The organism is Xylanibacillus composti (assembly GCF_018403685.1).
Taxonomy (GTDB): Bacteria; Bacillota; Bacilli; order Paenibacillales; family K13; genus Xylanibacillus; species Xylanibacillus composti.
The window spans coordinates 198,654-211,534 of record NZ_BOVK01000015.1 but is presented as its reverse complement, the minus strand read 5'-3'; the positions used below and the strand labels follow the sequence as shown (position 1 = coordinate 211,534).

13 protein-coding genes are annotated in these 12,881 nt (G+C 55.5%); 6 read left to right on the top strand and 7 right to left on the bottom strand.

The features are described 5' to 3' along the window. Positions 1–4: 4 nt before the first annotated feature. The 3 genes from urtC to urtA all read right to left on the bottom strand — a co-directional run bounded on the left by urtC (position 5) and on the right by urtA (position 3,415). Positions 5–1,141: an urea ABC transporter permease subunit UrtC gene (gene urtC / locus XYCOK13_RS06750; RefSeq protein WP_213411107.1), complete on the bottom strand. Its 1,137-nt coding sequence runs from the start codon at positions 1,139–1,141 to the stop codon at positions 5–7. Between the two features lie 23 nt (positions 1,142–1,164). After that, positions 1,165–2,064 (bottom strand): urea ABC transporter permease subunit UrtB, encoded by a 900-nt coding sequence (urtB, locus tag XYCOK13_RS06745; protein ID WP_213411106.1) that lies wholly within the window; start codon positions 2,062–2,064, stop codon positions 1,165–1,167. A 73-nt stretch (positions 2,065–2,137) separates the two neighbouring features. Next, positions 2,138–3,415: an urea ABC transporter substrate-binding protein gene (urtA, locus tag XYCOK13_RS06740; RefSeq protein WP_244865041.1), complete on the bottom strand. Its 1,278-nt coding sequence runs from the start codon at positions 3,413–3,415 to the stop codon at positions 2,138–2,140. Between the two features lie 284 nt (positions 3,416–3,699). On the opposite strand from urtA, the gene XYCOK13_RS06735 reads away from it, so the two are divergent. Genes XYCOK13_RS06735 through XYCOK13_RS06710 form a run of 6 tightly spaced genes read left to right on the top strand, consistent with a single transcriptional unit; the run spans position 3,700 to position 8,627 of the window. After that, on the top strand, positions 3,700–4,002 hold the full coding sequence (locus XYCOK13_RS06735) for an urease subunit gamma (protein ID WP_213411105.1): 303 nt from the start codon (positions 3,700–3,702) through the stop codon (positions 4,000–4,002). A 37-nt stretch (positions 4,003–4,039) separates the two neighbouring features. Beyond that, positions 4,040–4,423, top strand: a complete 384-nt coding sequence (gene ureB, locus XYCOK13_RS06730) for an urease subunit beta (protein ID WP_213411104.1) — start codon at positions 4,040–4,042, stop codon at positions 4,421–4,423. Further along, on the top strand, positions 4,407–6,137 hold the full coding sequence (gene ureC / locus XYCOK13_RS06725; protein WP_213411103.1) for an urease subunit alpha: 1,731 nt from the start codon (positions 4,407–4,409) through the stop codon (positions 6,135–6,137). Before ureB ends, ureC begins: the two co-directional genes overlap by 17 nt. A 46-nt stretch (positions 6,138–6,183) precedes the next feature. After that, positions 6,184–6,876 (top strand): urease accessory protein UreF, encoded by a 693-nt coding sequence (locus XYCOK13_RS06720; protein WP_213411102.1) that lies wholly within the window; start codon positions 6,184–6,186, stop codon positions 6,874–6,876. Positions 6,877–6,934: 58 nt separating this feature from the next. Next, entirely contained in the window at positions 6,935–7,663 is a 729-nt protein-coding gene (gene ureG / locus XYCOK13_RS06715; protein WP_213411101.1) for an urease accessory protein UreG, read from the top strand. Then, positions 7,650–8,627, top strand: coding sequence for an urease accessory protein UreD (locus XYCOK13_RS06710; protein ID WP_213411100.1), 978 nt, complete (start codon positions 7,650–7,652; stop codon positions 8,625–8,627). Before ureG ends, XYCOK13_RS06710 begins: the two co-directional genes overlap by 14 nt. A 147-nt stretch (positions 8,628–8,774) precedes the next feature. Here XYCOK13_RS06710 and XYCOK13_RS06705 read toward each other — a convergent pair whose 3' ends face one another. The 4 genes from XYCOK13_RS06705 to XYCOK13_RS06690 all read right to left on the bottom strand — a co-directional run bounded on the left by XYCOK13_RS06705 (position 8,775) and on the right by XYCOK13_RS06690 (position 12,862). Beyond that, positions 8,775–9,725: an aldolase catalytic domain-containing protein gene (locus XYCOK13_RS06705; protein ID WP_213411099.1), complete on the bottom strand. Its 951-nt coding sequence runs from the start codon at positions 9,723–9,725 to the stop codon at positions 8,775–8,777. Between the two features lie 236 nt (positions 9,726–9,961). Then, positions 9,962–10,912: a glycosyltransferase family protein gene (locus XYCOK13_RS06700; RefSeq protein ID WP_213411098.1), complete on the bottom strand. Its 951-nt coding sequence runs from the start codon at positions 10,910–10,912 to the stop codon at positions 9,962–9,964. A 45-nt stretch (positions 10,913–10,957) separates the two neighbouring features. Beyond that, the gene (locus XYCOK13_RS06695; protein WP_213411097.1) at positions 10,958–11,842 is read right to left on the bottom strand and encodes a DUF4855 domain-containing protein; all 885 of its coding nucleotides are present in this window, start codon (positions 11,840–11,842) and stop codon (positions 10,958–10,960) included. A gap of 12 nt (positions 11,843–11,854) precedes the next feature. Next, positions 11,855–12,862 carry a glycosyltransferase family protein gene (locus XYCOK13_RS06690; RefSeq protein WP_213411096.1) on the bottom strand — a complete coding sequence of 336 codons (1,008 nt, stop codon included), beginning with the start codon at positions 12,860–12,862 and terminating at the stop codon, positions 11,855–11,857. Between the last annotated feature and the right edge of the window lie 19 nt (positions 12,863–12,881).

The following is a 12,881-nucleotide window of genomic DNA, read 5'->3' as shown; positions in this document are numbered from 1 at the left end:
GAAATCAACGGTTAGTTTTTCGCAGGATAGAATCCATTCCGCTTGTGCCAATATGCCCGCCTCCTTTGGCTGTGTCCACTTTCGCCTTCCGTCCGGTTCGCAATCGCAACAGCGCTGCCGCTTTGTCCTTCAAACTCATCATTCCGCCAGGTAAAAAAACGACGACAATGACAAACAGCGCGCCCATAAAATAAAGCCAGCCGTCCGGATAAGCTTCGCTGAAGCCGGTCTTCGCCGCATTAATCAGGATCGCGCCAAGGACAGCGCCGATCAACGTCCCTCTCCCGCCGATAGCCACCCACAATACCATTTCAATCGATGGTACAATCCCCATCATCGAGGGCGAAATAATGCCGACATGCAGAACGAAGAGCATTCCAGCCAGTCCGGCGAGCGCAGCGGACAGCGCGAACACGACCATTTTGTACGTATCCGGGTTGTATCCGATGAAGCGGAGCCGGTTCTCGCCGTCGCGTATCGCCTGCAGCGCACGGGCAAACCTGGTGCCGACCAGCCATTTCGCAAATAGGAAGACGATGATCAGCACAACCGCTGTAATCAGATACAGCACCAGCTGCACGTCAGGATCGGACAAGGAGTAGCCGAAGATGTGGCGAAAACCGGTCACTCCGTTCGTCCCGCCCGTATAGGCTTGCTGTCCTACGAATAAAGTGACCGTAATCAAAACAAGAGCCTGAGTCAGAATAGAAAAGTATACGCCCCGAATTCGACTTCGAAACGTGACATATCCGAGTATTACGGCCAATGCTGCCGGCAGCAGCAAACCCAGCAGTACCGCTAACGGAAAGGAATGAAATGGCTGCCAAAACCACGGCAGCTCCGACAAGCCGCTCCAGCTCATGAAGTCCGGCAGTTTCCCGTCTGTTGAACCCAGCTTCAAGTGCATGGCCATACAATAAGCGCCAAGGCCAAAGAACACCCCTTGCCCCAAGCTCAATATACCGGTATAACCCCATATCAGATCCAAACCAATGGCCAAAATGGCAAAGCTCAAAAATTTGGCCAGCAAATTCAATCGAAAATCAGATACAAACAATGGCGCTGACAAGAGTGCCGCCGCCAGCAGCAAATAGCCGACGGTACTCTTCGATTGCAAGAAACGAGCCGTTGCTGTCCGCATCCGCGAGCGCCTCCCTTCTATAGTTAGTCCAACGAACGAGTGCGCATGGCCACCAGACCTTTCGGCCTCCACTGCAAGAAGGCAACAATCGCAGCGAATACCACCACCTTGCCTATGGAGGCGGACGTCCACGATTCAAACAGCGTATTCGTCACGCCGATGCCGAACGCGCCGGCTACGGTTCCGATTAATTTGCCTAAGCCCCCCAGCACCACCACCATGAAGGCGTCCACAATATAGTAAGTGCCTGTCGATGGCCCAATCGGGCCGAGCAGTGCGACCGCACATCCGGCTACGCCCGCGATCCCGGAGCCGATCGCAAAAGTCGCAGCATCTACTCGCCGGGTTGAAATGCCCAAGCATCCGGCCATTTCGCGATTTTGCATAACCGCGCGCATTCGTCGGCCCGCTGCACTCCGATAAATATAGAGGTACATGAGGAGAAGAACAACAGCGACCATCCCCAGAATAAACAAACGCTTGTAAGGCAGGACGACCATGCCGAATTGCAACCCGCCATTCAGCCACGCCGGACTCGTCACTGCGACGTTCGGAGCCCCGAATATCGTGCGGGCCAGCTGCTGCAGAATCATGCCAACCCCCCAGGTGGCCAGCAGACTGTCAAGCGGGCGGCCGTACAGAAATCGGATCAACAGCCATTCCAGAAGCAGACCGATCAAAGCAGCCACGATGAACGCCACCGGCAGCGCTACGAGAAAATATGCGTCAAACCAGGCGCCAGGGAGCAGCGAGAATGCATGCTGCGTCACGTAGACACTGTAAGCGCCGATCATGATAAACTCGCCATGCGCCATATTAATGACATTCATCAGTCCGAACGTGATAGCCAATCCGAGTGCAATCAAGAGCAGAATAGAGCTGGTGCTGATGCCATTGAACAAAAGCTGAATCGTCGATTCCATTACCTTCCCCCCTTGGGAAACGGAAAGCGCAGAGGATCGGTCCGGCCGACCGTCCTCTGGCCTACCTATCGAATTATTGACCTTCCAGCCCTTGCGCCCAGTCGTAACCGGTCAAATGCGGATCTGGCTTGACAGGCTCAGGCGTGCTGTACACTTCCTTGAACATCCCGTCAGCTTCCACCTGGCCGATTCTCACCTTTTTGTAAATATGCTGCGTCTCCCCGTCGATCATGACCTCGCCTTCCGGCGCAGCAAAGGTGATGCCGTCTGCCGCAGCCTTGACTGGCTCGACATCGGTAGTTCCTGCTTTTTCTACTGCGGCCGCCCAGAGATATACGGCTATATAGCCGGCTTCAATCGGATCGGCGGTTACCCGGTCTGCGCCATACTTGGCCTTATACGCTTCAACGAATGCGGCGTTCTCCGGCGTATCTGTCGTCTGGTAATAGTTCCAGGCTGCGTAGTGTCCCGCCAATACGTCTGCGCCAATTCCGCGAATCTCTTCCTCCGCTACGCTGACAGACAGTACCGGGATATCGTCTGCTGTGATGCCCGCATCCCGCAGCTGCTTGAAGAATGCAACATTGCTGTCCCCATTCAAGGTGTTGTAGATGACATCAGGCTGTGCAGCTTTGATCTTGTTGATAATGGTGCTGTACTCGGTATGCCCAAGCGGCGTATATTCTTCACCAACCGTCACTCCGCCTTCCGCTTCCAATTGCGCCTTAATGATCATATTAGCTGTGCGCGGGAAGACATAGTCCGAACCGAGCAGATAGAAATTCTCATGACCCTGCTCCAGCAGCCAACTGACAGAAGGAATGATCTGCTGGTTGGTCGTTGCTCCGGTGTAGAAGATGTTCGGCGATGTTTCCAGCCCCTCATACTGCACCGGATACCACAGCAAGCCGCCCAATTCCTCGAATACGGGAAGCATCGCTTTGCGGCTGGCAGAGGTCCATCCGCCGAATACGGTCGCCACTTGATCCTGCTCGATTAATTTCCGCGCCTTCTCTGCGAAGGTCGGCCAGTCAGAAGCGCCGTCCTCGATGATCGGCTCCAGCTGCTTGCCCAGCACTCCGCCGTTCGCGTTGATCTCCTCAATCGCCAGCAATTCCGCATCCTTGACCGAGACCTCACTAATTGACATGGTTCCGCTTAAGGAGTGGAGAATACCTACCTTGATCGTGTCCCCGCTGGCCACGGTCTCTTCTCCTGCTGCGTTCTCTCCCCCTGTGTTTGCAGTCGTTCCCGCATTGCCGCCGTTTGAGCAGCCTGCTGCTACCATTACCAACGCTAATGCCAGCAGCAAAAACATGTTCACTCTCTTTTTCCGAACGTTTCTCTCCATTTCCCCACTACCTCCCGCTATATCTCTTTCATTCCCGAACGTTGAAGCGACTCCATCCATCAACTGTTCGTTGTTACATATTATATAAAGCGAACAAATTTAATGTCAATATATTTTACATTTCTCGATAAATTAAAATGACACAAGGCAGAAAATTTAAGTATTTTTCTTAGTCCCCCCCCCCGTATCCGTTGATAAACGATTCTTTTTTCTCTTTACACCCACATTCATGTGAGTTATTATTACATCATATTGAGAGAAGAAACATGCAGGGAGGAATGCGAATGCATCTCACGCAGCGGGAAAAAGAGAAGCTGTGGATATCCTACGCCGCAGACCTTGCCCGGAGAAGACTGGCGAGGGGCGTCAAGCTGAACGTTCCGGAGGCGACAGCTATGATTACTTCCGAAATTATGGAGGGTGCGCGCGATGGCAAATCCGTCGCTGACTTGATGCAATATGGCGGCACAATCCTGACCAGGGAGGACGTCATGGAGGGCGTCGCGGAGATGATCGCCGAGGTGCAGGTTGAGGCAACCTTCCCCGATGGAACGAAGCTTGTAACGGTGCACGAGCCGATACGATAACGTCAGCTGTTTCACCGCAAAGGAAAGGAGCATCTATATGATACCTGGCGAATACCGTCTGCAATCAGGTGAAATCGAGATCAACGCAGGAAGACAAACCCGCACCGTCGTCGTGGTCAATATGGGAGACCGGCCCGTCCAAGTCGGCAGCCACTATCATTTTTTTGAAGTCAATGCGCTGCTGTCCTTCGACCGCCAGGCTGCCTTCGGCATGAGGCTGGATATTCCGGCCGGCAACGCCGTCCGCTTCGAGCCCGGGGAGGAAAAGCCGGTGACACTGACCGAGTTCGGCGGCAGCAGGCGCATATACGGCCTGAACGGTCTGACGAACGGTCCCATCGATCCTAAGCCAAATTCAGCAGAATTGAACGACCGAATCCAAGCATGGAAAGGAAGATTGTACGATGTCCAGCATGACTAGAGCGCAATACGCCTCCATATTCGGACCGACCGCGGGAGATGCGGTCCGGCTCGCCGATACGGAGCTGTGGGCTGTTGTTGAGCGGGACTTCACCGTATATGGAGACGAAAGCAAATTCGGCGGCGGCAAGGTCATCCGCGATGGAATGGGCCAGCAAGCTCATATCCCGCGCGGCGCCATTGGCGATCCCGGCCCGGTCTTGGATACGGTCATAACGAACGCGGTCATCGTCGATTATTGGGGAATTGTCAAGGGCGATGTCGGCATACGCGACGGCCGGATAGTCGGCATCGGCAAGGCAGGCAATCCCGACACCATGGACGGGGTAGACCCGTCCTTGATTATCGGCGCCTCGACTGAGGTGATCGCCGGTGAAGGCATGATCGTCACGGCGGGCGGCATCGACACCCATATCCATTTCATCTGTCCGCAGCAAATCGACACAGCGATTGAATCCGGCATCACCACGATGATTGGCGGAGGAACAGGACCAGCGACCGGTACGAACGCCACCACCTGCACCCCCGGCGCCTGGCATATCCATCGCATGCTCGAAGCAGCGGAAGCCTTCCCCGTCAATCTCGGCTTTCTAGGCAAGGGCAATGCTTCATCCCCAGCACCGTTAGCCGAGCAAGTGGAAGCTGGCGCGATCGGACTGAAGCTCCATGAAGATTGGGGAACGACACCGGAAGCTATTCGCACTTGTCTCGATGTGGCCGATCAGTACGACGTTCAGGTTGCAATTCATACCGACACCTTGAACGAAGCCGGGTTCGTGGAATCGACGCTGGACGCCATAGGCGGTCGCACCATTCATACGTATCATACGGAGGGTGCGGGAGGCGGACATGCGCCGGACATCATCAAGGCGGCCGGATACCCGCATATTCTCCCTTCTTCCACGAATCCGACCCGCCCGTTTACGGTCAATACGATCGAGGAGCATCTGGACATGCTGATGGTATGCCATCACTTGGATAGCGCCATTCCGGAGGATGTGGCGTTTGCTGATTCCCGCATTCGTCCCGAGACCATCGCCGCAGAGGATATTTTGCACGACCTGGGCGCATTCAGCATCATAAGCTCGGATTCCCAAGCGATGGGACGTGTAGGCGAGGTCGTCACGCGCACCTGGCAAACGGCCGACAAGATGAAAAAACAACGCGGCCCCTTGCCCGAAGACACTGCTGGTCGGGACAACTACCGCATCCGCCGCTACATCGCCAAATATACGATCAATCCTGCCATTGCACACGGAATCGGCCATATTGTCGGCTCAATCGAACCGGGCAAGTGGGCTGACCTCGTCCTGTGGCGTCCTGCATACTTCGGCGTCAAGCCGGACCTGGTGCTTAAGGGCGGCATGATTGCCTGGTCGCAGATGGGCGATCCGAATGCGTCCATCCCTACCCCTCAGCCCATACAGGGGCGGCCGATGTTCGGCGCGTTCGGCAAAGCGCTGGCCGCAAGTTCCATCACATTCGTCTCGCAGGCCGCTTTGGATGGCGGCATCCCCCAAAAGCTTGGTCTGGAGAAGCATGTCCATGCAGTACGGGGCTGCCGTACGATCGGGAAGAAGGATATGCTGCTGAACGACAGCACGCCGGATATTACAGTCGATCCCGAGACGTATACCGTCAAGGCGGATGGCGCAGCACTGGTGTGCGAGCCAGCTTCTGTTCTGCCCATGGCACAGCGATATTTCCTGTTCTAATTGCCTGTTCGCCGCACATGGCCGATAGCGAAAGGAGGATAAGCCGATGAACCGGGATGCCCGATTTCTTGCGTATGTCCAAATGCTTGACAGCGCTTTGCCAATCGGCGGGTTCTCCCATTCTTTCGGCCTCGAGACCTATGTTCAAAAAGGGGCGATCGGCAGCCTGGCTGAGCTTGAGCAATACATGAACAGCCAGATTCACTGCAGCCTCGTCCGCCTCGAAGGGCTTGCCATCAAGGGAATGTACGCGGCGATTGAAGAAGCGGATATGCGCCGTTTCTGCCGCTTGGACAGTATTCTGCACGTCCAGCGCCCAGCCTCGGAATCGCGTGAAGGCCAGCACAAGATGGGCAGACGGCTGCTGACGCTCGCTCGCAAGCTGTATCCGTGGATGGCGCTCGACGAATTGGAGCAAGCGTTGTCCGACTATCAGGCATACGGCACCTTGCCAGCCGTCCATGCGTGGATTGCCTGCCGTTTGGGCATCCCCATGGACGATGCGGTGCGGGGCTTTCTGTACACCGCTGTATCCGCCATCGCCGGGAGCGCCCTGCGGTTGATGTCCGTCGGGCAAACGGAGTGCCAGCTATTGATCAGCCGGGGTACCGAGCATATTGCCGAGGAGTGGAGCAAGGTGCGTGAGCTGCCGCCGGACCTGCTGCACAGTTTTTCACCTTTGCAGGATATTTGCGCCATGCAACACGAAGGCCTGTATTCAAGACTGTTTATGTCCTGATTTATGTCCCAGCTGGAAAGTTTGCCGCTAACCCAATTTATAAATGGAGGAGATTGCCATGTGTCAAGGTGCCAATCATTCGCATGATCAATGGGAGACGCCCGTATTGGAGCGGGACCGCCCCCTTCGAATCGGCATTGGGGGACCGGTCGGTTCCGGCAAAACCGCTCTGGTAGAAAAAATATCGAAAGCCATGCGAGACCGCTACAGCTTGGCCGTCATTACTAACGATATTTACACGAAGGAGGATGCGGACATCTTGACCCGTGCCGAAGCGCTCCCCTCCGAACGAATAATCGGAGTAGAAACGGGGGGATGCCCGCACACGGCAATCCGCGAGGATGCGTCGATGAATTTCGAAGCGGTGGAAGAATTGGAAAGGCGATTCGCCGATCTGGATATGATCTTGATTGAAAGCGGCGGAGACAATTTGGCCGCGGCATTCAGTCCTGAGCTGGTTGACCGGTTCATCTACATTATTGATGTGGCCCAGGGAGAAAAAATCCCGCGCAAAGGGGGACCCGGCATTATGCGCAGTGACTTGCTCATCATCAACAAAATCGATCTGGCCCCCCATGTAGGCGCAAGCCTGGACGTGATGCGCAAGGACACGCAGACGATGCGCGGCGAACGCCCCTATGTCATGAGCAACCTGATGGCCGGTGTCGGTCTCGATCACATTTGTCACTGGATCGAGCACCAGCTGGCAGGAGACGCGGCATCGGTCAATCTGCACACGCATGATATCGTAGAACTGCACGGCATGCATGGCGATGAGCCTCATTAAGCCTGCCGCTCAGCACGACTCCGCAGCAAGCATACCGGCTGCGCCAGGTGTCCGCGGCAAGCTGACAGGCCGCTTTGCGTGCAAGAACAAGAGGACCTTCCTGGCGGATCGCTATCATCAAGCGCCGCTGAAGATATCCAAGACCTTCCCAATGGAAGAAGGCGGGCAGCTGGCGGTATATATGATGGATGCTTCACCCGGCATGCTGGATGGCGACCGTTACGATATCAGTATGGAGCTGGAGGCAGGCGCAAGCGTCTATCTGACGAACCAGTCTTTTACGAAGATTCATCCGGCTTCCGGCGCAGGCTCGCGCCTAACCCAGCATTTTCAATTGGGGGCAGGCAGCCTGCTGGAATTTTTCCCCGAGCCGATGATTCCATACGCGCGAAGCAGGATCGACACGCACACGCGCATAGAGCTGGAGGAGGATGCGGTTTTGCTGTTCGGGGACGTGGTCACGCCGGGACGCACGCACCGGAACGAATTGTTTCAATACGGGCTCGTGGACAGCAAGGTGGAAATTTTCCGCAATGGAAGGCTGACCGTCTGGGACCGCTTTCTGCTCCAGCCGGCTGTCCACGATGTGCGCGGATTGGCTGCCTTCGGTTCCTATACGCACATGGCCAGCATGTGGATCCTGGCCCCCCGGGCTGATGAGCTGCTGCTGGAGCGAATTCGAGAGGAGCTCGGATTGGCAGAGAAAGCACCGGATTTCGACCTTCCCGGCCCATCCGCAAAAAGCGGGGAAGCGATTAGTGCAGCCGAGAGCGAGCCAAGCGCAACTTGTCGCCTCCCCGGCGGGGCTGCCTGCTTGACGGGGGCGAGCATGACAGCTGATCGCGGCATTGTCATTCGCGTGCTCGGTCATAATGTTTGGCAGCTGCAGCATCAGCTGTTCACGGCCCGCCGGGCAGCACGCCGTTATTTGTTCAACTGGGACACCGCGCCGGAACGCAAGTAACAATCGCCTGGAGGCGATAGAAACAAAGAAGCTGTCCCTGAGTCGTTCCAAAGCTCAAGGACAGCTTCTTTGCAGTTAACGAGCTGCCCTTCGGCATGCTCGGCTTCGTTATAGGATTCGCTCATCTGCCTCAGCGATCTCTATCCCTTACCGGTCAAACGCAGTTTCCGGCGATGTCAACCGGTCATAATATTCTACGTAATTGTCCTTGTCAGGACTGTTGCGCAGCGCCATGGCTGTGCGCGGATGCTCATTCAGCATACCCGTTATCATATAAGGAATGATGTAGCCCCACTCCACCTCATTGCGCAGCGGAATCATGCGGCGGCCAATGAAATCGAGCAGCGGGCGCACTTCATATTTCGGATTTTTCAAGTGGCTGACGATGAGCTCCGTATTGCAATTCCCTGCGGCACGGCCCATGCCGAACACGGAAGAATCCAGGAACTGCACGCCCTTCGATGCGCCAACCATCGTATTGGCGAAGGCCATCTGCATATTGTTGTGCATGTGCATGCCCAGCTCCTTGTCCGGCAACAGCCGCTGGAACTTGCTGACCAAATACTCGATGTCATCCGGCATCAGGCTGCCGTAAGAGTCGACAACATATACAACATCTACCGGACTGTTCCGGATCGCCTCCATCGCTTCGTTCAAATCATTCTCCATAACGTGCGACAGCGCCATGATGTTCAATGTCGTTTCGTAGCCCATCTGGTGGAACGTCTCTACCAGTTCCAGTCCCTTGTCGACATCTTTGATATAACAAGCGACCCGGATCATGTCAAGCAAGCTTTCCTTGCGGGGGACAATGTCATTCTCATCGACACGGCCGATGTCAACCAGGGCAGACAGCTTCGTTTCTGTCTTCTCCCGGATCACATCGCGCAGGAATGCCTCATCGATGAACCGCCATGGGCCGGCGTCTCCGCTCTTCAGCAGCTTGGGGGAATTTTTGTAGCCGACTTCCATATATTCTACGCCGGCCGCGCTCAACGTGCGGTACAGGTCCTGGACGAAATCAATGCTGAAATCCCAATTGTTCACCAAGCCTCCATCCCGTATGGTGCAGTCCAATATTTTGTGAGTTGACTTCATACGCTGTTCCTCCTATCGAATATAGATCGGACGATCCGGTTCCTCCACGGACAGCCGATATCCATAACGACAGCTTACCCGATTTCCCGCAGAAAGAAAAGCATCCATCCACTAGCAACGGCCCCGATTCTATCTGTCCCCCCGCCCGCGCAGTTCTCAAACAACAGGCAGGCATGCCGCGGCATCGCACAAAACGAGAAGCATGACAGGATGAGGCGCATGCTGCATGCTGCTTATCACAGACTCTGATAAATGCCAGTCAACTGCCTTGCAACCTTGGAAGCCTCGTGCACATGCTGCACATAAGCCCGGCCCTCCTTGCCAAGACGGCGGCGCCGTTCGCCATCCTTCACCAGCTCCTTCAACTGGTCGTAGAGCTGCCCCGGGTGAGCGGATGCAATCGGCGGCTTCGGATTCATACGCGCGTAAATGTCGGGTCGGATAAAGCAGACGACCGGCACTTCACAGGCCATCGCCTCCACGCTTATGTTGCCGTATGCACCGCATAGCACTTGATCAATGACAAGATCCGCCTGGGCGATCATCTGCCAGACCTCTTTTTGCCGCATGCGCTCCAGCAGTACAAAGTCGAACGGGATTTCCTTCTGCAGGCTATGGACGACCCGCTGAACGACTTCAGTCCCTTTGAATTCCCGACTCGTTGGGGCGTGAACGACCAATGGTCGGCCTCCCCTTTCCTGCCGCCGGACAGCAGGCTTGACGATGGAGGTATCAATCAGGCGCGGCAAAATATGCACTTGCTTATAGTAATCGGAGACATAGTCATACAATTCGTAGTCTTGCACAATGGCTGTGGACAGGTGCTTGGAGAAATAGCGCAATTGGTCGATGATTTGACTGGCCGGGAGGGAGCTGCCTGTATAGACGTAAGGGTTCCGCCTCCTCGCAGCCTCCGGGTGACGGACATCATTGCCCCTGTGATGCATAACTGCTTTTTTCCCCGCATGCAGGGCTAGAGCCACATCCGATTTGTCCGGATAGATCGTGTAGCCCGTATGATAGTGCAGGATGTCATAGATGCTGAACAAGTGCTCCAGGGCATTGGCCATCTCATAGGCATCCGATGCGACGATGGCTGGACCGCTCCCGATATAGTTGCTTTTACGCCAATTCAATCCGGCCGCCTGCACGCCAAGGAGACGCAGCTGCACGCATAGTTCACTCACTTGATTGCCCACCTCTAACGGGAGATGCAGAACCTTCATTTTCACTCAACCTCTGCCTACTATACTGTAGATAGCTTCATACAGCGGTGAGGAGGGCTTTATCCCGGCGTGCAGCGGCGGGAACAGAAAGCGGTGGACAATCGGCCCCTTCCCACCGGAATTGACGTATGCCCTAGCTGCGTCCAGATATTCCAGATAACAGTTCTCCGCAAATCGCAGACCGCTGCCATACACACATTGCAAGCCATTTTGATAATAGCAGGCGAAGGAGACCGTCGCCTCCAACCATTGCTTCGGATAGGGGCCCTTGCCTGTATAGTTGGAAAACAGCGCCGATTCCGCAAACCCGAGGTCCTTCCACTCGCTTACATGTGCGCTTCCATAGTTGGCCAGCCACATCGTGCTGAGCCCGCGTTTGCCGGCCCACCCGTTAAAGGCTCGCACCAGGGACACGTCTCCGTCCGGTATCGCTTCGCGTCCCCAAACCAAACCTTCCAGCCGGGGCCCGGATCGGCCGAATCGCTTCGCCCAGCGGCTGCGAACAGTGTCGGCCCAATCCGTCACCGCTTGAATTCTGTCCTTCTCCAGCTGTTCACTCGGATAGGGCAGCATAACCCACAAGGAAGGCGTCTCAACCCCATACCGGTTGGCATGCGCAAGAAACGTATCGACAACGCACCCTTCCCCCAGCAGCTGATGACTCCATGCCTCCCACTCTGCCAACGACGCAGGCAGCAGGCCGCTCCGCAGACCGGTCAGATAGCCGCCTTTGCTTGTGGCACCGGGACTCAGTATCCAGCGGGCAAAAAAAGCCTGATTCCCGTTCGGCCCGCGATACACGAACCACGGCAGCGCGCTTCGTCCCCATTCACTCTGCAAATAGTCGGTGTTTGTCGCCAAATCGCTTTCAAACAGCAAGATATGACGCATCTTTCCCCCTCCTTAGAGCTGCTTGTAAATGGCCAGCAATTGCGGAATCACAGCGCTCACATCATGTCTTTGCCGCACATAGTCCCGGCTCGCTTTCCCGATATGGCGCAGCTGCTCCGGCTGACTTGCGATCTGCTTCAGCACTGCAAGGATAGTTTCGGGCGCAGCCTGGATGATCGGCAAGGAAGGAGGAAGCGAGCGCCGGACATCCTCCCTTATATAGGCAACCACCGGTTTGCCCATTGCCATAGCTTCGACAGCAAGCATGCCGTATGTGCCGCACAGCAGTTGATCAATGATGAGATCGGCCTCGGCATACAGGCGTATCGCCTCTTGGTGGCTCATGTTCTGTATGCGCACATATTCCACCGGATGCTTTCGCTTCAAGTCCGCTATAGCCGCTTCCACATAAGACGTTCCTTTGAATGCAGGACGTGTAGGGGCATGCACAATGCGCAAGCGCTGCATGTCCGCCCTCGGATAGTTGGGCCGATAACGCCGGACATCCACAGCAAGCGGCAGGATATGCACATGGCGGTAGTAATCCTTCACATGCGGATAAAGTTCGGCATCCTGAACGATAGCGTGAGAAATCGATGCAGACAGCCGCTTCAGCCGTTCATGAATCTCTTGATCCGTCAAATATCCGGCAGGGAGCGGATAAGGATTCAGCTTGCGGGACAACGAGGCCGACCGAACATCACTGCCCCAATGATGCATGACCATCGGGTATCCTGCTGCATCCAAAAGCGGCAAATCCTCATTGTTCACCATAAGGCTGTTGCCATTGTGAAAGTGGAACAAGCATTCCTTTCTTCTGACATAATCCAATAATCCCATCATCTCATAGGCATCCGTCTGAAAGACGGCTGAGCCAGGGTAGTCGAGATAAGACTGAAACCAATTGAAACCGACAGCGTCCGCTCCAGTCCTTCTTAATCCCTCGCAAAGCGTATTCATCTGTCCGGCTATTTCCGATGGTGCGTGAAGAACGCGCAGCTGGATCACCTCCGATTTCACACAATTTTCCGCTAGGCAT